The organism is Streptomyces sp. NBC_01460, assembly GCF_036227405.1.
In the GTDB taxonomy this organism is placed as follows: Bacteria; Actinomycetota; Actinomycetes; order Streptomycetales; family Streptomycetaceae; genus Streptomyces.
The window spans coordinates 3,233,329-3,251,858 of the sequence record NZ_CP109473.1 but is presented as its reverse complement, the minus strand read 5'-3'; the positions used below and the strand labels follow the sequence as shown (position 1 = coordinate 3,251,858).

The 18,530-nt window shown below is 69.0% G+C and carries 19 protein-coding genes, 1 tRNA gene and 1 riboswitch; of the genes, 12 read left to right on the top strand and 8 right to left on the bottom strand.

Going from position 1 to position 18,530, the window contains the following annotated elements; translation table 11 throughout:
• Positions 1–26: 26 nt before the first annotated feature.
• Entirely contained in the window at positions 27–779 is a 753-nt protein-coding gene (locus tag OG488_RS14390) for an MBL fold metallo-hydrolase (RefSeq protein WP_329229357.1), read from the top strand.
• Between the two features lie 79 nt (positions 780–858).
• On the opposite strand, the gene OG488_RS14385 is transcribed toward OG488_RS14390, so the two are convergent.
• Complete coding sequence (locus OG488_RS14385; RefSeq protein ID WP_329229355.1) at positions 859–2,124, bottom strand: PTS transporter subunit EIIC; 1,266 nt, start codon at positions 2,122–2,124, stop codon at positions 859–861.
• A gap of 251 nt (positions 2,125–2,375) precedes the next feature.
• Positions 2,376–3,632, bottom strand: coding sequence for a PTS transporter subunit EIIC (locus tag OG488_RS14380; RefSeq protein WP_329229353.1), 1,257 nt, complete (start codon positions 3,630–3,632; stop codon positions 2,376–2,378).
• 221 nt (positions 3,633–3,853) lie between these two features.
• Here OG488_RS14380 and OG488_RS14375 point away from each other — a divergent pair, with 221 nt between their 5' ends.
• The 4 genes from OG488_RS14375 (at position 3,854) to rdgB (ending at position 6,195) form a co-directional block, all read left to right on the top strand.
• Positions 3,854–4,087, top strand: a complete 234-nt coding sequence (locus OG488_RS14375) for a glucose PTS transporter subunit EIIB (RefSeq protein ID WP_014156020.1) — start codon at positions 3,854–3,856, stop codon at positions 4,085–4,087.
• A gap of 254 nt (positions 4,088–4,341) precedes the next feature.
• Positions 4,342–5,079 (top strand): ribonuclease PH, encoded by a 738-nt coding sequence (gene rph, locus OG488_RS14370; protein ID WP_329229352.1) that lies wholly within the window; start codon positions 4,342–4,344, stop codon positions 5,077–5,079.
• A 102-nt stretch (positions 5,080–5,181) separates the two neighbouring features.
• Complete coding sequence (locus OG488_RS14365; protein ID WP_329229350.1) at positions 5,182–5,571, top strand: hypothetical protein; 390 nt, start codon at positions 5,182–5,184, stop codon at positions 5,569–5,571.
• Between the two features lie 21 nt (positions 5,572–5,592).
• Positions 5,593–6,195: an RdgB/HAM1 family non-canonical purine NTP pyrophosphatase gene (gene rdgB / locus OG488_RS14360; RefSeq protein ID WP_329229348.1), complete on the top strand. Its 603-nt coding sequence runs from the start codon at positions 5,593–5,595 to the stop codon at positions 6,193–6,195.
• A gap of 60 nt (positions 6,196–6,255) precedes the next feature.
• Here the strand turns inward: rdgB and OG488_RS14355 are convergent.
• The 4 genes from OG488_RS14355 to bcp all read right to left on the bottom strand — a co-directional run bounded on the left by OG488_RS14355 (position 6,256) and on the right by bcp (position 9,623).
• Positions 6,256–6,339, bottom strand: a tRNA-Leu gene (locus tag OG488_RS14355).
• A gap of 45 nt (positions 6,340–6,384) precedes the next feature.
• Complete coding sequence (locus OG488_RS14350; RefSeq protein ID WP_329229346.1) at positions 6,385–7,386, bottom strand: HNH endonuclease signature motif containing protein; 1,002 nt, start codon at positions 7,384–7,386, stop codon at positions 6,385–6,387.
• A 145-nt stretch (positions 7,387–7,531) separates the two neighbouring features.
• The gene (gene proP, locus OG488_RS14345) at positions 7,532–9,028 is read right to left on the bottom strand and encodes a glycine betaine/L-proline transporter ProP (protein ID WP_329229344.1); all 1,497 of its coding nucleotides are present in this window, start codon (positions 9,026–9,028) and stop codon (positions 7,532–7,534) included.
• A gap of 127 nt (positions 9,029–9,155) precedes the next feature.
• Positions 9,156–9,623, bottom strand: coding sequence for a thioredoxin-dependent thiol peroxidase (gene bcp / locus OG488_RS14340; RefSeq protein WP_329229343.1), 468 nt, complete (start codon positions 9,621–9,623; stop codon positions 9,156–9,158).
• Between the two features lie 129 nt (positions 9,624–9,752).
• Here bcp and OG488_RS14335 point away from each other — a divergent pair, with 129 nt between their 5' ends.
• The 3 genes from OG488_RS14335 (at position 9,753) to OG488_RS14325 (ending at position 11,023) form a co-directional block, all read left to right on the top strand.
• Positions 9,753–10,130, top strand: a complete 378-nt coding sequence (locus tag OG488_RS14335) for a DUF3618 domain-containing protein (protein WP_329229341.1) — start codon at positions 9,753–9,755, stop codon at positions 10,128–10,130.
• A gap of 75 nt (positions 10,131–10,205) precedes the next feature.
• A complete protein-coding gene (locus OG488_RS14330) occupies positions 10,206–10,541 on the top strand; it encodes a GroES family chaperonin (RefSeq protein WP_099173024.1) in 336 nt (111 codons plus the stop codon).
• A 62-nt stretch (positions 10,542–10,603) separates the two neighbouring features.
• Positions 10,604–10,668, top strand: a riboswitch (guanidine-III (ykkC-III) riboswitch).
• A 34-nt stretch (positions 10,669–10,702) separates the two neighbouring features.
• The gene (locus OG488_RS14325) at positions 10,703–11,023 is read left to right on the top strand and encodes a DMT family transporter (protein WP_329229339.1); all 321 of its coding nucleotides are present in this window, start codon (positions 10,703–10,705) and stop codon (positions 11,021–11,023) included.
• Between the two features lie 10 nt (positions 11,024–11,033).
• Here the strand turns inward: OG488_RS14325 and OG488_RS14320 are convergent, their stop codons facing one another.
• Complete coding sequence (locus OG488_RS14320; RefSeq protein ID WP_329229337.1) at positions 11,034–13,502, bottom strand: transglycosylase domain-containing protein; 2,469 nt, start codon at positions 13,500–13,502, stop codon at positions 11,034–11,036.
• 147 nt (positions 13,503–13,649) lie between these two features.
• On the opposite strand from OG488_RS14320, the gene OG488_RS14315 reads away from it, so the two are divergent.
• Genes OG488_RS14315 through OG488_RS14300 form a run of 4 tightly spaced genes read left to right on the top strand, consistent with a single transcriptional unit; the run spans position 13,650 to position 17,041 of the window.
• A complete protein-coding gene (locus OG488_RS14315; RefSeq protein WP_329229335.1) occupies positions 13,650–14,450 on the top strand; it encodes an ABC transporter permease in 801 nt (266 codons plus the stop codon).
• Positions 14,443–15,312 (top strand): ABC transporter permease, encoded by an 870-nt coding sequence (locus tag OG488_RS14310; protein WP_329229333.1) that lies wholly within the window; start codon positions 14,443–14,445, stop codon positions 15,310–15,312. Before OG488_RS14315 ends, OG488_RS14310 begins: the two co-directional genes overlap by 8 nt.
• An 18-nt stretch (positions 15,313–15,330) precedes the next feature.
• Positions 15,331–16,299 carry an ABC transporter ATP-binding protein gene (locus OG488_RS14305; protein WP_329238651.1) on the top strand — a complete coding sequence of 323 codons (969 nt, stop codon included), beginning with the start codon at positions 15,331–15,333 and terminating at the stop codon, positions 16,297–16,299.
• 55 nt (positions 16,300–16,354) lie between these two features.
• Positions 16,355–17,041, top strand: coding sequence for a DUF1707 SHOCT-like domain-containing protein (locus OG488_RS14300; protein WP_443074279.1), 687 nt, complete (start codon positions 16,355–16,357; stop codon positions 17,039–17,041).
• Between the two features lie 155 nt (positions 17,042–17,196).
• Here the strand turns inward: OG488_RS14300 and OG488_RS14295 are convergent, their stop codons facing one another.
• Positions 17,197–18,459: an SGNH/GDSL hydrolase family protein gene (locus OG488_RS14295; protein ID WP_329229329.1), complete on the bottom strand. Its 1,263-nt coding sequence runs from the start codon at positions 18,457–18,459 to the stop codon at positions 17,197–17,199.
• Positions 18,460–18,530 lie beyond the last annotated feature (71 nt).

Below are 18,530 nucleotides of genomic sequence, written 5' to 3'. Positions count from 1 at the left end.
TCCCAGGCCTCGGAGGTTCACGCTCCATGAAGCTCACCGTCGTCGGCTGCTCCGGCTCGTTCCCCTCCACGGGTTCGGCATGCTCGAGCTACCTCGTAGAGGCCGACGGCTTCCGGCTGCTCCTCGACATGGGCAACGGCGCCCTGGGCGAGCTGCAGCGCCATGTAGGTCTCTACGACCTCGACGCCATCTTCCTCAGCCACCTCCATGCCGACCACTGCATCGACATGTGCGCGTACTTCGTCGTCCGCTACTACCGCTTCGACGGGGGACGCCCCGCCGCCATCCCCGTGTACGGACCCGAGGGCACCGAGCAGCGGCTGACCACGGCCCACGCCGACACCCCGTCCGACCACGCGATGGGGGAGGTCTTCGACTTCCACACGCTGAAGTCCGGATCGTTCGAGATCGGCCCCTTCTCGGTCCGTACGGAGAAGCTCCGCCACCCGGTCGACACCTTCGGCATCAGGATCGAGCACGGCGGGCGCACCCTCACGTACTCCGGCGACACCGGTACCTGCGACGCGCTGGCCGAACTCGCCGAGGGATCCGACCTGTTCCTCTGCGAAGCGTCGTTCGTCGACGGCAAGGAGGACATCCCCGACCTCCACCTCAACGGCCGCGAGGCGGGCGAGTACGCCGCCGGCGCCGGAGCGGGACGCCTCGTCCTCACCCACATCCCGCCGTGGACGGACGCCGACCGCAACCTCGCCGACGCGCGCGGGGCCTACGACGGGCCGGTCGAGCTGGCGGCCCCCGGCGCGGTGTACGAGATCTAGGACCCGGGCACGACGAACGGCGAAGCCCCCACCATCCCCTTCGCGGGTGGTGGGGGCTCCGTGACGGGCCGTCCAGGGCTTACGCCTTGGTGAGGTCCTCGACCTCTTCCTCGGGCTCACGGCCCGGAGTGGTGAGGTTGAACTTCGTGATCGCGAAGCGGAAGACCACGTAGTAGACCACCGCGAAGACCAGGCCGATCGGGATGATCATCCAGGGCTTGGTCGCCAGGTTCCAGTTCAGGACGTAGTCGATCGCACCGGCGGAGAAGCTGAAGCCGTGGTGCACGCCCAGGCCCCAGGTGACGGCCATCGACACGGCGGTCAGCACCGCGTGGATCACGTACAGCAGCGGCGCGATGAACATGAACGCGAACTCGATCGGCTCCGTGATGCCGGTGACGAACGAGGTCAGCGCGAGGGACATCATCATGCCGCCGACGGCCTTGCGGCGTTCCGGGCGGGCGCAGTGCGTGATCGCCAGGGCGGCGGCGGGCAGAGCGAACATCATGATCGGGAAGAAGCCGGACATGAACTGACCGGCCGTGGGGTCGCCGTGGAAGAAGCGCGGCAGGTCGCCGTGCCACAGGCCACCCGCGGAGTCCTTGAAGGAACCGATCTCCTGCCAGGCCACCGTGTTCACGAACTGGTGCATGCCGACCGGAAGCAGGGCGCGGTTGACGACACCGAAGATACCGGCGCCGATGGCGCCCAGACCGGTCATCCACTCACCGAAGTTGGTGATGAGGTCACCTATCGGCTCCCAGACCAGACCGAAGAGAACACCCATGATGGTGCCCACGAAGGCCATGATGATCGGGACCAGGCGGCGGCCGTTGAAGAAGCCGAGCCAGTCCACCAGCTTGGTGCGGTGGTAGCGCTGCCAGATGACGGCGGCCAGGAGGCCCATGATGATGCCGCCGAAGACCTTGGGGTCGTTGTACGTCGCGGCGACGTCGACACCCTTGTTGGCCGTGGTGTTGACGACCGCTTCGGAGGTCGGGAACGCGGTCAGCACGTTCTTGTAGACCAGGAAGCCGACCAGGGCGGCGAGCGCCGTGGAGCCGTCGGCCTTCTTGGCGAACCCGATGGCGATGCCGACACAGAACAGCAGGGGCAGATTGGCGAAGACCGCGTCACCGGCAGACGCGAAGATCGTGGCGACCTTGCCCCAGCCGAGGCCCTCGGCCCCGAAGACATCGGGCTGGCCGAGGCGGAGCAGAATGCCCGCTGCAGGCAGCACGGCGATCGGCAGCTGCAGGCTGCGACCGACCTTCTGCAGGCCCTGGAACACGCCGGCGCTCCGCTTCTTCGCGGGAGCCGCCGCCGCAGCGGTGTCCGTACTCATCAACTTCCTCCAGTAGGCAAGGCGCCGCCAGGGACAGGATTTCGGAGGGCGACGACTCGAGGAACGCGGCGGCAGAAACGGCCGCGTGGTCTGGACCACTCAGTGGTGTAGACCAGTTTTAGCACGGTGAGGGTTAGATAAGGAACCTGCAATTCCTTACGATCTGGGACGTAGTTCCCCCGCCACCCTGGGTGACAGGCGAAGGCCCCCGGACCGAAGGGTCCGAGGGCCTTGCGGAGCTGGAGGAGCCTCTACTTCGTGAGGTCGTCCTCCGTCTTCTCCTCCACGTCCACGGGCTCGCGCCCCGGCGTCTGGAGGTTGAACTTCGTGATCGCGAACCGGAAGATCACATAATAGATCACCGCGAAACACAGACCGATCGGGATGATCAACCACGGTTTCGTATCCAGATGCCAGTTCACCACGTAGTCGATCAACCCCGCCGAGAAGCTGAACCCCGCGTGCACCCCGAGCGCCCAGGTCACCCCCATCGAGACACCGGTGAGGATCGCGTGCACCCCGTACAGCAGCGGAGCGACGAACAGGAACGAGAACTCCAGCGGCTCCGTCACCCCCGTCACGAACGACGTCAGCGCCACGGACAACATCAGCCCGGACACCTCCTTGCGGCGCTCCGGCCGCGCGGTGTGGGCGATCGCCAGCGCCGCGGCCGGCAGACCGAACATCATGATCGGGAAGAACCCCGACGTGAACTGCCCCGCCGACGGGTCCCCGGCGAAGAAGCGTGAGATGTCGCCCTGCACCGTGCCGTCGTCACCCGAGAACTCACCCGCCTGGAACCAGAAGAACGTGTTCAGGAACTGGTGCATGCCGATCGGGATCAACAGCCGGTTCGCGAAACCGAAGATCGCCGCGCCCCAGGCACCCAGGTCGATGAGCTGCTTGGCGAACCACGTCAGCGCGTCACCCACCGGCTGCCACAGCAGGCCGAACAACGTCCCCAGGATCACGCACAGGAACGCCATCAGGATCGGGACCAGGCGGCGCCCGTTGAAGAAGCCGAGCCAGTCGACCAGCTTCGTGCGGTGGTACCGCTGCCAGATGACGGCGGTCAGCAGGCCGATGATGATGCCGCCCAGGACGCCCGGATTCTGCGGCACTCCGTCAGGGGTCGCCTCGGTGACGGAGTCGTCCACCGGGAACGCCGCCAGCACGCCCCGGTAGACGAGGAAGCCGACGACGGCGGCGAGCGCCGTCGAGCCGTCCGCCTTCTTGGCGAAGCCGATCGCGACGCCGATGCAGAACAGCAGCGGCAGACCCACCTCGCCGTCCAGGATCGCCGTCCCGCCGTTGAGGAGCACCTTCGCGAACTTGTCCCAGAAGGCACCGTGCAGCGAGGAGTCGAAGAGGTTGCCGAGGCTGACGAGGAGACCCGCGGCAGGCAGGACCGCCACCGGCAACTGCAGGCTGCGACCGACCTTCTGCAGCCCCTGGACCGGCCCGTTCCACCACTTCCGCTGCGGTGCTGTCGCCGCGTTCGAGCTCATCGGCATCCTCCCGGAACACGCCAGGTTTGGCGGTCGTTGCAAACTGGTGTAGACCAGTTGCGATACGGTGCGGAGCCCTGCCGAAAGGCGGAGCGCCGGTGATCGTCATCATTGGGGACTGCGCGGTTACCCGCCCGTGAAGTTGGGCCAACCGTGCGTTACCGTGACGAAACGGACCCATGGTGGGCCGCCCCACGCACGCACAGACCAGGGAGTAGGACATGGCCAGCAAGGCTGAGAAGATCGTCGCCGGGCTCGGCGGCATCGAGAACATCGACGAGATCGAAGGCTGCATCACCCGCCTCCGCACCGAGGTCCACGACCCCAGCAAGGTCGACGAGGCCGCGCTCAAGGCCGCCGGAGCCCACGGCGTCGTCAAGATGGGCACCGCGATCCAGGTCGTCATCGGCACCGACGCCGACCCCATCGCCGCCGACATCGAAGACATGATGTGACCGGCTGACCCCGCCGGCCCACCCAGGTCCCACGCGCAGGCCCCGCTCCGCCCCCGACCGGCACGGAGCGGGGCCTGCCGTGCACCCGCCACACACCCCCAGCCGTACGCAGCGCAGGTCCGCACCAGCCGCACACCCGCCCCGCACCGGCCCTGCGCTCGTCCTGCACGAGTCGTGCGCCCGCCGTGCGCCCGCCGTGGCACCCGCCCCGCACCCGAACGGACCCCGCCGTCCCAGCCGCTAGGCTCGACGCCATGTCTCGTATCGACGGCCGCACCCCCGAACAGCTCCGCCCCGTCACCATCGAACGCGGATGGAGCAAGCACGCCGAAGGCTCCGTACTCATCTCCTTCGGCGACACCAAGGTCTTCTGCACCGCCTCCGTCACCGAAGGCGTCCCGCGCTGGCGCAAGGGCACCGGCGAAGGATGGGTCACCGCCGAGTACTCCATGCTGCCCCGCTCCACCAACACCCGCGGCGACCGCGAATCCGTACGCGGAAAGATCGGCGGCCGCACCCACGAGATCAGCCGCCTCATCGGCCGCTCCCTGCGCGCCGTGATCGACTACAAGGCCCTCGGCGAGAACACGATCGTCCTCGACTGCGACGTCCTCCAGGCCGACGGCGGCACCCGCACCGCGGCCATCACCGGCGCCTACGTCGCCCTCGCCGACGCCATCGCCTGGGCCCAGGGCAAGAAGATCATCAAGCATGGCCGCAAGCCCCTCACCGGCACCGTCGCAGCCATCAGCGTCGGCATCGTCGACGGCATCCCCCTCCTCGACCTCTGCTACGAGGAGGACGTCCGCGCCGACACCGACATGAACGTCGTCTGCACCGGCGACGGCCGCTTCGTCGAGGTCCAGGGCACCGCCGAGGCCGAGCCCTTCGACCGCGCCGAGCTCAACGCCCTCCTCGACCTCGCCACCGCCGGCTGCACCGACCTGGCCAAGCTCCAGGAAGAGGCACTCGCCCGCACACTCGGCGAGTAAAGAAGCAACCAAATACGCAGCGCACAGCGTCGTAGCGGGTACGGGCGCACGGGTCGAACCGTGCGTCCGTCCACGTATCCGCCCCCGGGGAGGGACCGCACCATGGCCTCGCGCCGCCACCACCGCACCGCACTCGCCGTCACGGCCACCCTGCTCACCCTCACCGCGGCCGTCGGCTGCGGCGCCGTCGACAAGGCCCTGGACTGCGTCCGCACCGCCGACGCCATCGCCACCAGCGTCAACAACCTCCAGCAGGCCGTGTCCAACGCCTCCGACGACCCGACACAGGCGTCCGAGTCCCTCGACCAGATCGACAAGGAACTCAAGGACCTCGGCGACACCACGGACAACGCCGACCTGAGCAAGGCGGTCGACGACCTCCAGGCAGGCGTCGGCAACGTCCGCGACTCCATCGACAAGGGCGACGCCACCCCCGACATCACCCCCGTCACCGACGCGGCCGCCGAGATCGGCAAGGTCTGCACCCCCTGACCCGGCGGCGATAATCGACGCATGACGCGCCTGATTCTCGCCACCCGCAACGCCGGGAAAATCACCGAACTCCACGCGATCCTCGCCGACGCGGGCCTGAACCACGACCTCGTCGGCGCGGACGCGTACCCCGACATCCCCGACGTCAAGGAAACCGGCGTCACCTTCGCCGAGAACGCCCTCCTCAAGGCCCACGCCCTGGCCCAGGCCACCGGCCACCCGGCCGTCGCCGACGACTCCGGCCTCTGCGTCGACGTACTCGGCGGAGCCCCCGGCATCTTCTCGGCCCGCTGGTCCGGCACCCACGGCGACGACACGGCCAACCTGGACCTGCTCCTCGCCCAGCTCGGCGACATCTCCGCCCCCCACCGCGGCGCCTACTTCGCCTGCGCCGCCGCCCTGGCACTCCCCGACGGCACGGAACGCGTGGTCGAGGGCCGCCTCACGGGCACCCTGCGCACCGCCCCGGCCGGCGCGTACGGCTTCGGCTACGACCCGATCCTGGAACCCGACGGCGAGACCCGGACCTGCGCGGAGCTCACCCCGGCGGAGAAGAACGCGATCAGCCACCGCGGCAAGGCGTTCCGGGCTCTTGTGCCGGTGGTGCGGGAGCTGGTGCGCTGAAGACAGATGACACGCCAAAGGCTCAGCGCGTACGGGTACGTGCTGAGCCTTTTCGTGACGTACGCGAGAAGGGACTCGAACCCTCACGCCACTAGGGCACTGGTACCTAAAACCAGCCTGTCTAACCAGTTCCAGCACTCGCGCATGTGTCGGCAGTCTACAAGGGAAGCGGCGGCCGGTAGGAAGAGGCTAAGTCGCTACTGTCTTGGTTCGGCGCCGGTTGCGACACCATGTATCTGTCAACGCATGGCAATTCGGGCACAGGTAACGCAGGTTCTCCGCCCTGTTGTCCAGCCAGTTGCCGTTGATGTGGTCGATCTGGAGCGTGATCGGTTTCCCCAGCCACTCGCCGGTGTTCCCGCACGAGGTGCATCGGTACTGCACCCCGATCTCTTGGAGCGCCCGGTGGAGGCGCGTCCGGTTCACGCGCGCCGAGCCCTGCGGCATGATCACAAGTGCAATCGGTGCGATCTGTCTCTGTTCAGGCACATTTACCGATCCCCACGAGCGGCGCCGGAAGTGGCTCGTATCCAACCGCATCTGAAGGGCCTTGCGCCGAACCCGTCTGTGGTTGGAATCGGTCACTTCAAGACCGAGGGCGCGCATGACATCGGCGAAGCTGAGGGCTTCCCGCACCGCAGTACGCAACGCCTCCTCCGGGATGGAGAGGCGCGCATTTCGGAAGTGGGAGGTGTCGATCCCCCTGCTGCGGAGCATGGCGGCTACTGCGGCGCGCGACCGGCCGTCGTCAGGGATACCCAGAGCACGCGCCACCCCGCGCACGGACTCGCTGGTACCGGCGGCGGCCTGTAGTTCCTCGACGCTGAACAGGAGGCCCAACTGCGGTCGATTCATTCCAGGGAAGTGGCTGACGTCGATCCCTGCAGCCGCGATGCGGCGGGCTATGTGAGACAGCGTGCCGGTTGCGGGCGTCGCACCCAGTTTGAGGACGACCTCGCGTAGCGATGACGACGAGATCGCAGCGGCGGCAATCGCTGCGTCAGGATATTTGCGCCAAGGGCTGCGCTGTCTGAAGTGGCTTGTGTCGAGTCCGAGTTCTACGACCTTCTCTTTGAGGACTCGGTGCCTCCCGCCACTCTTCTTCAAGCCCAGGCGGCGTATGAGGTCGGTCCAGTTGCTTGCTTCTGCCACAGCCTTCGCGAGCCTTGTCGGGTCGTACGCCTCGGACATCGGGTCCCCTCCGTATCCGGCCGCGCGTTCGCGGCCTCGTACGGAGCAACGAACCGTTAATCGGATGGTCACGTCCGTAATGCGATGAGATGTGGAAGGGCCCGTACCGCTTTGTGGCGGTACGGGCCCTTCCGTGGGGACGGGGTCAGAACTTCGGGTCCGGGCTCTGGGCGTGGACCAGCTCGGCGGCTTCCTCTTCCGTCTCGACCGAGGGCGGGGAGCCGGCCAGGGGCTGGTTGGCCGTCTCCTTCATGCAGGCCACCGCGATCACGCCGACCAGGGCCGCCGCCATCGCGTAGTACGCCGGCATGAGGTTCGAGCCGCTCCAGCTGATCAGGGCGGTGATCACCAGCGGTGTCGTACCGCCGAAGATCGAGGCCGAGAGGTTGTAGCCGACCGACAGGGAGCCGTAGCGGACGTTGGTCGGGAACAGGGCCGGGAGGGCGGCGGACATCGTGCCCAGCATGCAGACCAGGGAGAGGCCCAGCATGACCATGCCGATGGCGATCGCCGGGATGCTGCCCTGGCGGATCAGGAGGAACGAGGGCAGGGAGAGGAACAGGAAGCCGAGCATTCCGGCCATCAGCAGCGGCTTGCGGCCGAAGCGGTCGGAGAGCTTGCCGAACTGGCTGATGATCAGCATCAGCAGGACCATGACGGCGAGCAGGATGAGCAGGCCGTGGGTCTCGCTGTAGCCGAGCTCGTCCGAGAGGTACGTCGGCATGTACGAGAGCAGCATGTAGTCGGCGATGTTGTACGCGCCGACCAGGGCGATGCAGAGGATCAGTGTCGGCCAGTACTGGCGGAAGATCTTCGCGAGGTCGCCCTTGGCGGTGGACTCGACGTGGTCGGCGGCCTCCGAGGCGTGGGCGGTGCCGCCCTCCAGCTTCTGGAAGGCGGGGGTCTCGTCGAGGCGCAGTCGCAGGTAGAGGCCTACGAGGCCGAGGGGGCCGGCGACGAGGAACGGGATGCGCCAGCCCCAGGACTCCATCTGGGGGGTGTCCAGGAGGGCGTAGAGGAGGGTGACGAGTCCGGCGGCGCCGACGTATCCGGCCAGGGTGCCGAATTCGAGGAAGCTGCCGTAGAAGCCGCGGCGCTTGTCGGGGGCGTATTCGGCGATGAAGGTCGAGGCGCCGCCGTACTCGCCGCCGGTGGAGAAGCCCTGGAGCATCCGGAAGAAGATGAGGAGGACCGCGGCCCAGACGCCGATGGTGCCGTGGGAGGGGATGAGGCCGATCGCGAAGGTGCCGATCGCCATGAGGATCATGGTGAGGGCGAGGACCTTCTTGCGGCCGATCTTGTCGCCCATGGGGCCGAAGAACATGCCGCCGAGGGGGCGGACGAGGAAGGCCACGGCGAAGGTCGCGAACGACGAGAGGAGCTGGGTGGTGTCGTTCCCGGATGGGAAGAACACGTGCCCGATGGTGACGGCCAGGTAGGAGTAGATGCCGAAGTCGAACCACTCCATGGCGTTACCGAGCGACGCCGCCTTCACCGCGCGCTTGACCGCCTGGTCGTCGGTGATGGTGATGTCCGTCCGACGGAGCCGGGGGTTCTGGCGCTTCCGGATGGCGCGGAAGAGCGCTGGGTGGCGTTTGACCGCATCAGGGTCGGCCGCCTGGTGGGGGTCGGAGGCCGCCATGGCCGGTTCCTTTCGTCGAACGGTGTTCCAGGAAAGGCTTCTGCGCGGTCATGGCGGTTGCAAACCGAATCAACGGCTGTTTGCGATCTCGATCACATCGGTTTCAGCCGGTATCGGCCGGAAAGGGTCAGATTCCGAGATCCTTGATGATCTTGGCGACGTGACCGGTCGCCTTGACGTTGTAGAGGGCCTTCTCCACCTTGCCCTCTTCGTCGACCACAAACGTGGAGCGGATCACGCCCGTCACCACTTTGCCGTAGAGCTTCTTCTCTCCGAACGCGCCGTACGCCTCCAGCGTCTCCTTGGAGGGGTCGCCGACCAGGGTGACCTTGAGGTTCTCCTGCTCGCGGAACTTGGCGAGCTTCTCCGGCTTGTCGGGCGACACGCCGATGACGTCGTAACCGGCTTCCGCGAGGACGTCCAGGTTGTCCGTGAAGTCGCAGGCCTGCTTGGTGCAACCGGGGGTAAGCGCGGCGGGGTAGAAGTAGACGATGACCTTGCGGCCCTTGTGGTCGGCGAGCGAGATCTCGTTGCCGTCGGCGTCCGGAAGGGTGAAGGCGGGGGCGGTGTCGCCGGTCTGGAGTCGCTCGCTCATGTCTCTCCTCGAGTGGCACGTGGGCTGTGTGGCACCGAGCGTAATAGGGGGTGCCGCCGGGTGTAGGGGCGGCCGAGCTGACAGACTGTCGATGAAGGTTTACCCGACGACGACCACGGAGGCGGCGCAGTGTCGGACACGAGGAGCCCTGCGCAGATCGAGGCGGACATCATCAGCCGGCGTGCGCAGCTGGCGGTGGTGCTGGACGAGATCGGGGTGCGGGTGCACCCGAAGACGATGATCGGGGACGCGAAGGCCAAGGTCGCGTCGACGGTGGACCGTACGGCGGGGCGCGCGTTCGTCGCGGTGAACCGTTCGGTTTCGGACGTGAAGGCGCAGTTCGTGGCCGAGGACGGGTCGCCCCGGCTGGAGCGGGTGATTCCTGCTGCGCTGGTGGTGGTGGGTGCGGTGGCGTTGCTGACCCTGTCTTCGGGGTCCTCCGGCTCCTCCGGGTCATCGAGGTCCTCGCGCTCGTCGCGTCGGTCCTCGTGGCGCAAGGGGCGCTGAGGGGGCTTCCGGGCGGCCCTGGGGCGTGCGGAGCGGTTCGGGGCAGGTAGGTTTCGGGGCGTGAGGGACAACGGCATGAGCAACACCGACGACAAGCTGCCGATCCGGATGCTGCACGACCGTGTGCTGGTCCGGTCCGATTCGCCCGAGGGTGAGCGGCGGTCGGGCGGCGGCATCCTGATTCCGGCCACGGCCGCGGTCGGCCGGCGTCTGGCGTGGGCCGAGGTGGTCGCGGTGGGTCAGAACGTGCGGACCGTGGAGCCGGGTGACCGGGTGCTGTACGACCCGGAGGACCGTGCCGAGGTCGAGGTGCGGGGGGTGGCGTACGTGCTGATGCGTGAGCGGGACCTGCACGCGGTGGCCGCCGACCGGTTCGAGGGATCGGTGGACTCGACGGGGCTGTATCTGTAGGCCGGATACGGCGTGAGTGGGCCTGGTGACTGTCGTCACCAGGCCTTTTGTCTGTTCTGTGGGCTTGCTACCGTGGGGGGATCCCGACGAGACGCGCCGTACCGGGTTTCCGTAAAGACGACGCACCCGTGTTGTTCGTGTTCCGTCGTGGAGGTGCCGTCGTGGCGTGGGTTCTGTTGATCGTGGCCGGTCTGCTGGAAGTGGGCTGGTCGATCGGGATGAAGTACACCGAGGGGTTCACCCGGCTGTGGCCGAGCGTGGGTACCGGGCTGGGGATCGTCGCCAGCATGATGCTGCTGTCGCATGCGGCGAAGACGCTGCCGATCGGTACGGCGTACGGCGTGTGGGTGGGGATCGGTGCGGCCGGTGCGGCGGTGCTGGGCATGGTGGTGCTGAACGAGCCGGTGACCGCCGCCCGGATCTTCTTCGTCTGTCTGCTGCTGGTGGCCGTGGTGGGGCTGAAGGCGACGTCCGGGCACTGAACCGGGTGTGTCAGGGGCGGGTGGGGCCGTGGAGGTCCTGCCCGCCTCTTTCCTGTTCCTGTGGGGTGTCTGGGTGGTCGGCGGGGCCGGTGGGTTCGGTGTCCGCGGGTTCCCGGTGGGGTCGCAGTGAGGCGGGTTCCCGGAGCCGGGGTGCGCGCGTCGGTGTGGCGGCGGGTGTGGTGGTGCGGGGGTTTCCCGCGGCGGGGGAGGGTTGGTCCTGGGTGCGGGTGCCGCCGTCGCGTTCCTGACGGGTTTCGCCGGTGCCGGGCTCGTCGGTGTCGTCGCTCTCCTGGCGTTCTCTGCGCTCTCTGCGTTCCCTGCGGTCGCCGGTGCCCCCGGCTTCCTCGGTGTCCTCGCCCTCCGCGCTCTCGTCGGGGTCGGGCTCCTCGGGGCCTTCGTCGGCCTCCAGGTCGAAGCCCTGCACCTCGCTGCCTTCGAGTGCGGCGCGGGTGTAGGCGGCCCAGGTCTGGGCGGGTGCGCCGCCGCCGTTCATGCGGGCGAGGCCGAGGGCGCCGTAGAGGGGTTTCTGGACGCCGGTGCGGGGGTCCTGGCCCATGACGGCGATGACGGTGGCGAGGTCGGGGGTGTAGCCGGCGAACCAGGCGGCCCTGTCCTCCTCGGCGGTGCCGGTCTTGCCTGCGGCGGGGCGGCCCGCGGCCAGGGCGGCGGTGCCGGTGCCGCCGTCGACGACGCTCCGCAGGACGGAGGTGGTGGTGTCGGCGGCTTCGCGGGGGACGGCACGTCGGGTGGTCTTCTCGGGGAGGTCGAGCGCGGTGGCGTTCTTGCTGATTTTGGTGACGAGGGTGTGGGGGCGCTGTCTGCCGTGGTCGGCGAGGGTGGCGTAGGCGGAGGCCATGTCGAGGACGCTGGCGGTGGCGGGGCCGAGCGCGATGGAGGGGGAGGCGGTGAGGTCGGGGGTGTTCCGGGGGATGCCGAGGGCGATCGCGGTGTCCTTGACCTCGTCGGGTCCGACGTCCTGGGCCATCTGGGCGTAGACGGCGTTGACGGATTTGTCGGTGGCCTCGCGGACGGTGATGGAGCCGTAGTCGACGTCGTCCTCGTTGGCGGGGGAGTAGTCGGTGGGGCCGGTGGCGGCCTGGACGGTGCGTTCGTTGTCGCCGTCGTAGTGCGTGTTGGGGGTGATGGGGCGGTCCTTCTGGGTGGTGGACCCGTTGGCGAGGGCGGCGGCGAGGACGAACGGCTTGAAGGTGGATCCGACCTGGTAGTCGCGTCGGGTGGCGTTGTTGACGAACTGCTTGGTGTAGTCGATGCCGCCGTAGAGGGCGACGACGTGGCCGGTGGCGGGGTCGACGGAGGCGCCGCCCGCGCGGACGTTGCGGTCGGCCTCGCGGTCGGTGCTGGTCTTGGAGAGGACGTTGTCCTCGACGGCTTCGACGAGGGCGTCCTGCTTCTTCTTCTGGAGGGTGGTGGTGATGCGGTAGCCGCCGGTGGCGAGAGTCTTCTCGTCGATGATCCCGTTCTCGGCGAGGTAGTCGTCGACCGCGTGGACGATGTAGCCGCGCTGGCCGGAGAGGGCGGTGGCGGGCTTGGCCTTGCCGGGGACGGGGAAGGTCATGGCGTCGCGGTCGGCTTCGGTGAGCCAGTGGTGCTTGACCATGCCGTCGAGGACGTAGTCCCAGCGGGCGAGCGCGGCCTTCTTGTTCTCGGGGTGGGTGACGACGTCGTAGGAGCTGGGGGCGTTGAGGAGGGAGGCGAGGTAGGCGCCTTCGCCGGCGTCGAGGTCTTCGACGTCCTTGCCGTAGTAGGCGTGGGAGGCGGCCTGGATGCCGTAGGCGTTGCGGCCGAAGTAGCTGGTGTTGAGGTAGCCCTCGAGGATCTCGTCCTTGCTCTGTTCGCGGTCGAGCTTGATCGAGATGAAGAATTCCTTGGCCTTGCGGACGACGGTCTGTTCCTGGCCGAGGTAGTAGTTCTTGACGAACTGCTGGGTGATGGTGGAACCGCCCTGTCTGCCCTTGCCGGTGACGGTGTTCCAGCCGGCGCGGAGGGTGGCCTTGATGTCGATGGCGTCCTCGGAGTAGAAGTCCCGGTCCTCGGCGGCGAGCACGGCGTGCTGGATGGTGCGGGGGATGCGGCGGAGGGGGATGTTCTCGCGGTTGATCTCGCCGTCGCGGGCGATGGCGGTCTTCCCGTCCGCGTACAGGTAGACGTTGGACTGGGCGGTGGCGCTGGCGTTGGCTGCGGGGATGTCGACGATCTGGTAGCCGGCGATGAATCCGCCGACGAGGAGCAGCGCGAGGAGGAGTACGCCGCCGAGGACCATGCGCCAGGTGGGGACGGCGCGGCGCCATCCGGTGCGCTTGGGCCGCTTGGGGCGTTTTTTGCGCCCCTTGGTGGCTTGTGCGCCGTTCGGGTGCGGGGTGTCGGCGGTGGGGGACGCGGCCGAGGGGTCTCGGGGGGCCCAGCCCCCGGAGCCCTGCTGACCAGGGTCTCCGCCGTGCTGCGTTGGCTCGTCGCTCATGACTGTGGAGGCTCCTCGACTGCGGATGATTTTCCTATAGTGCACTTTTCGGACGGATAACCCTCGGAACCCTCCACGGAAATGGGGTCGCGGCGGCCGAACGCCGTGGACTAACGTCGTGCGCTTTGGCGGAAGAGGGGGGACGAGGTGCGGCTCTACGCCGTGGTGGCGGCCGGGGGCTTCCGGCGGTATGCCACGTACCGGATGGCCACGCTCGCGGGGGTGTTCACCAACACCGTCTTCGGCTTCATCATGGCGTACACCTACATCGCCCTGTGGGACGAGCGTCCGCAGCTCGGCGGGTACGACATGTCGCAGGCGCTCACCTATGTGTGGCTGGGTCAGGCCCTGCTGATGACCTGCGCGATGATGGGCGGCGGCTTCGAGGACGAGCTGATGGAGCGCATCCGTACGGGCGACATCGCGGTCGACCTGTACCGGCCGGCGGATCTGCAGCTGTGGTGGCTGGCGGGGGACCTGGGCCGGGCGGCGTTCCATCTGCTGGGGCGCGGGATCGTGCCGATGGTCCTGGGGGCCCTGGCCTTCGATCTGGCGCTGCCCGCCTCGCCCTGGACGTGGCTGGCCTTCCTGGTGTCCGTGGCGCTCGGCGTCGTGGTGAGCTTCGCGGTGCGGTTCCTGGTGGCGCTGACCGCGTTCTGGCTGATGGACGGGGCGGGGGCGATGCAGATCGCCTGGCTGGCCGGGCTGTTCTTCTCGGGGATGCTGCTGCCGCTGAATCTGTTCCCCGGGGTGCTGGGGGAGGTGGCGCGGGCGCTGCCGTGGTCGTCGCTGCTGCAGGTGCCCGCCGATGTGTTCCTCGGGACGTACGCGGGCTGGGATCTGCTGGGGGCGTACGCCTTCCAGGCCGGCTGGGCGGTGGTGCTGCTGCTGGCGGGGCGGCTGCTCCAGTCGGTGGCGACCAGGAGGGTGGTGGTCCAGGGTGGCTGACGTCCGGGAAGGGCGGACGGCCGTGGAGCCGGAGGCCGTGTCCGCCGAGCGGTCGCGGCTGGTCGAGGGGGTGCGGGCGTACGGGCTGATCGTGGCGATGTGGCTGCGCTCGACGATGGCGTACCGCGCGTCGTTCGTGATGACGGCCCTGGGGAACTTCGTGGCGACGGGGTTCGACTTCGTCACGATCCTGCTGATGTTCACGCACGTCGACGTGCTGGGCGGGTACACCCTGCCGGAGGTCGCGTTGCTGTACGGGGCGTCGGCGACGGCGTTCGGCCTGTCCGACCTGGTGCTGGGGTCGATGGACCGGCTGGGGCGGCGGGTGCGGGACGGGACGCTGGACACCCTGCTGGTGCGGCCGGTGCCGGTGCTGGCGCAGGTGGCGGCGGACCGGTTCGCGCTGCGCAGGCTGGGGCGGATCACGCAGGGGCTGCTGGTGCTGGGTTACGCGCTGGGGACGCTGGACATCGCGTGGACCCCGCTGAAGGTGCTGGTGCTGCCGATGATGGTGCTGAGCGGGGCGGCCGTCTTCGGTGCGGTGTTCGTGGTGGGGGCGGCGTTCCAGTTCTACGCCCAGGACGCGTCGGAGGTGCAGAACGCGTTCACGTACGGGGGGACGACGCTGTTGCAGTACCCGCCGTCGGTCTTCGCGAAGGACCTGGTGCGCGGGGTGACGTTCGTGGTGCCGCTGGCGTTCGTGAGCTGGCTGCCCGCCCTGTACGTGCTGGGGCGGGACTATCCGCTGGATCTGCCCCGGTGGGTGGCGTTCCTGCCGCCGGTGGTGGCGGCGGGGTGCTGGGTGGTCGCGGGGCTGGCGTGGCGGGCGGGGCTGCGGGCGTACCGCAGTACGGGAAGCTGAGGAGTGGGCGTGGACGACATGGACTTCATCGAGCTCGACGGCGTCGAGAAGGTGTTCGACGTGCGGCGGAAGACCGGCTTCATGCGCCGTGAGCGGCGTGAGGTGCGGGCGGTGGACGGGATCAGTTTCCGGGTGCCCCGCGGTGAGATGGTCGGCTACATCGGCCCGAACGGGGCGGGCAAGTCGACGACGATCAAGATGCTGACGGGCATTCTCACGCCGAGCGGTGGCCGGCTGCGGGTCGCGGGGGTCGACCCGTCCCGGGAGCGTACGAAGCTGGCGCACCGGATCGGTGTGGTGTTCGGGCAGCGCACGACGCTGTGGTGGGACCTGCCGCTGCGTGACTCGTACCGGCTGATGCACCGGATGTACCGGATCCCGGACCGCCGTTACCGGGAGAATCTGGACCGGTGCGTCGAACTGCTGGACCTGGGGGAGCTGTTGGAGGTGCCGGTGCGTCAGCTGTCGCTGGGGCAGCGGATGCGGGGGGACATCGCGGCGGCGCTGCTGCACGATCCGGAGGTGCTCTACCTGGACGAGCCGACGATCGGGCTTGACGTGGTGTCCAAGGCCAAGGTGCGCGGGTTCCTGCGGGACCTGAACGCGGAGCGGTCGACGACGGTGCTGCTGACCACGCACGATCTGACCGACATCGAGCAGCTGTGCAAGCGCGTGATGGTGATCGACCACGGCCGGCTGGTGTACGACGGCGCGCTCGCCGGGCTGCACGAGGCGGGTGAGAGCGAGCGGACGCTCGTCGTGGACCTGGAGCGGGAACTGCCGCCGATCGAGCTGGGATCGGAGCCCTCGGTGCGCGTGGTGAGGGTGGAGGGGCCCCGGCAGTGGCTGGCGTTCCCGGCGGCTGCCTCGGCCGCGCCGCTGGTGGCGCGTATCGCGGCGGACTACCCCTTGGTCGACCTGTCGGTGCGGGAGCCGGACATCGAGTCCGTGATCGCGAGGATGTACGTGTCGGATCCTGCTCTCTAGGCCCGTCACGAGGTTGCTCTATAGGGTGCGCGGTATGACAAGTGAGAACCCGGACATGCGTGCCTCCGACGCGGAGCGTGAGCGGGTCGCCGAGACCCTGCGGGAGGCCGTGGCCGAGGGCCGGCTGGAGATGGACGAGTTCGAGCAGCGGCTCGACGCGACGTTCAAGGCGCGTACGCACGGGGAGTTGGTCCCGCTCGTGCGTGACCTGCCGGTGCCGGGTGGGCGGTCCGGGGCGACGGCCGGTGCGGTCGCCGGGACGAGCGGCTCGGCCGTCGACTGGCCGTCGCGGATCGGCGGCACCCCCACCTCGTCGGGAGGGTTCGCCTTCTGGGGTGGGTTCAGCCGGAAGGGCCGCTGGACGGTGGGGCCGACGTTCACCGCGTTCGCGATGTGGGGCGGTGGCGAGATCGACCTGCGCGAGGCCCACTTCGCGGAGCGCGACGTCGTGATCCGCTGCTTCACGATCATGGGCGGGATGCAGGTGACGGTGCCGCCGGACCTCGATCTCCAGGTCAGCGGGTTCGGTGTCATGGGCGGGTTCGGCGAGCACTCCAAGCTCGACGAGGAGCCGGAGGTCGCCCCGGGTGCCCCGCGGGTGAAGGTCACCGGGTTCGCGCTGATGGGCGGGGTCGGTGTGGAGCGCAAGCGGCGGAAGGCGGAGAAGCGGCGGCTGCAGGAGCAGGAGCGGCTGCGGCTGGAGAAGCGGGACCCGGGGGACGGGCGCAAGGAGCTGGGCTGAGCCGGCGGGGCCCGCGGGGCCGTTCCGGCCCCGCGCCGGGGGCGTGAGCCGCCCGGAGCCCGGCAGCCGCCCGGAGCCCGGCGCCCGGAGCCCGGCGGCAGCCCCCGTACGCGGCGCCGTTCGCGTCGGAAGGCCTCGCGTAGGAAGGCCTCGTGTCAGAAGGCGTCGGCCTTGGGCGTTCCGTCCACCGTGTCGAGGCCGATGGCGTGGCCCAGGGTGCGGTAGCCGGCGTCGTTGAAGTGGAGCCGGTCGCCGGAGTCGTACTCGGGCAGGATCCGGTTCGGCGCGTAGGGGTCGCGGACGGCCCGGTCGAAGTCGACGTACGCGTCGAAGATCCGGCCGGAGCGGATCTCCTCGTTGACCGCCAGGCGTACGGCGTTGCGCTCGGGCGTCCAGGTCGAGTAGCCCTGGAAGGGCGTCAGCGTCGCCCCGACGACCCGCAGTCCCTGGGCGTGCGCGCGCTCGGTGAGGGCGCGCAGTCCGGCCGTGATGCGCCGGGGGTCGGGCTCCTGGGGATACTGCTGCACATCGTTGATGCCGAGGGCGATGATCACGGTCTTCGCTCCGGACACGGACAGGACGTCACGGTCGAAGCGGCGGGCCGCGCTCGGTCCGCCGAGGCTCTTCGCGCCGCCCAGGGCGAGCGGGCTGTCACGGAGCAGCCGGTTGCCGGCTATGCCCTGGTTGGCGATGCCGTAGAGGTGGCGCAGCCGGTCCGAGAGGACGTCCGGCCAGCGGCCGTTGGCGTCGGTGGTGGAACCGCTACCCGCGGTGAGGGAGTCGCCGATGACGACGATCGCCCCGGGCGACGTCTTGTTGCGGACGTCGACGGCCGTCAGGTAGCGCCACCGGGTGGTGCTCCAGGTGGCGTGCTCGTCGGCCAGGTAGGACGTCTGGTGGGTGTTGGGGTGCTGGGTGACGGGTGAGGTGGCGTACGGGGTGCGGAGGGTGACCTCCAGGTCGGAGTCCGGGGCCACGGGGACGACGACGGGGTCGCTGACGACCTGGCGGCCGGCGGCGACGGTGACGGTGGGCAGGCCGCGGAAGGTCACCTGGCGGGTGTTGACGGCGACCTGGTCGATGACGAGCGGTGCGGCGCCGAAGAGGTTGGACAGGGTGATGCGGGCGGCGTCGCCACCGACACTGGTGTGCACGATGTTGCGGATGGTGCGGCCGGGATAGCCCTGTGCGGCGTTCGGTTCCGCGCTGACGGGTGCTCCGGTCCAGGTGGCGACCCAGGTGCCGGCGGAGTTGGCCGGTGCGGCGGGGTTGCGGACCGCCGCGTGGGACTGCGGCCCGCTGAGCGGTGCCTGCCGGTCCTCGGTGATCAGCGACGTGCCGAACGCCACGGCGGTGGCGAGCGTGGCGGTGCCTGCTGCGAGGGCGATGAGCAGGGCATACCCCTGGCGCCTGGGCATCTGCGGTGGTTCTCCTTGTGGTGTCCGGCCCGTTGTTCGGGTTGTTCTCATGATGCGACAGGCCCCGGGGA

What these genes read in the sequence shown, in the direction of transcription:
- rdgB (WP_329229348.1), top strand. Translation starts at nt 5,593, where the DNA reads ATGACGCGCCTGATTCTCGCCACCCGCAACGCCGGGAAAATCACCGAA.
- OG488_RS14350 (WP_329229346.1), bottom strand. Translation starts at nt 7,386, where the DNA reads ATGTCCGAGGCGTACGACCCGACAAGGCTCGCGAAGGCTGTGGCAGAA.
- OG488_RS14330 (WP_099173024.1), top strand. Translation starts at nt 10,206, where the DNA reads ATGAGCAACACCGACGACAAGCTGCCGATCCGGATGCTGCACGACCGT.
- OG488_RS14320 (WP_329229337.1), bottom strand. Translation starts at nt 13,502, where the DNA reads ATGAGCGACGAGCCAACGCAGCACGGCGGAGACCCTGGTCAGCAGGGC.
- OG488_RS14305 (WP_329238651.1), top strand. Translation starts at nt 15,331, where the DNA reads ATGGACTTCATCGAGCTCGACGGCGTCGAGAAGGTGTTCGACGTGCGG.
- OG488_RS14375 (WP_014156020.1), top strand. Translation starts at nt 3,854, where the DNA reads ATGGCCAGCAAGGCTGAGAAGATCGTCGCCGGGCTCGGCGGCATCGAG.
- OG488_RS14385 (WP_329229355.1), bottom strand. Translation starts at nt 2,124, where the DNA reads ATGAGTACGGACACCGCTGCGGCGGCGGCTCCCGCGAAGAAGCGGAGC.
- proP (WP_329229344.1), bottom strand. Translation starts at nt 9,028, where the DNA reads ATGGCGGCCTCCGACCCCCACCAGGCGGCCGACCCTGATGCGGTCAAA.
- bcp (WP_329229343.1), bottom strand. Translation starts at nt 9,623, where the DNA reads ATGAGCGAGCGACTCCAGACCGGCGACACCGCCCCCGCCTTCACCCTT.
- OG488_RS14380 (WP_329229353.1), bottom strand. Translation starts at nt 3,632, where the DNA reads ATGAGCTCGAACGCGGCGACAGCACCGCAGCGGAAGTGGTGGAACGGG.
- OG488_RS14390 (WP_329229357.1), top strand. Translation starts at nt 27, where the DNA reads ATGAAGCTCACCGTCGTCGGCTGCTCCGGCTCGTTCCCCTCCACGGGT.
- OG488_RS14295 (WP_329229329.1), bottom strand. Translation starts at nt 18,459, where the DNA reads ATGCCCAGGCGCCAGGGGTATGCCCTGCTCATCGCCCTCGCAGCAGGC.
- OG488_RS14300 (WP_443074279.1), top strand. Translation starts at nt 16,355, where the DNA reads ATGCGTGCCTCCGACGCGGAGCGTGAGCGGGTCGCCGAGACCCTGCGG.
- rph (WP_329229352.1), top strand. Translation starts at nt 4,342, where the DNA reads ATGTCTCGTATCGACGGCCGCACCCCCGAACAGCTCCGCCCCGTCACC.
- OG488_RS14365 (WP_329229350.1), top strand. Translation starts at nt 5,182, where the DNA reads ATGGCCTCGCGCCGCCACCACCGCACCGCACTCGCCGTCACGGCCACC.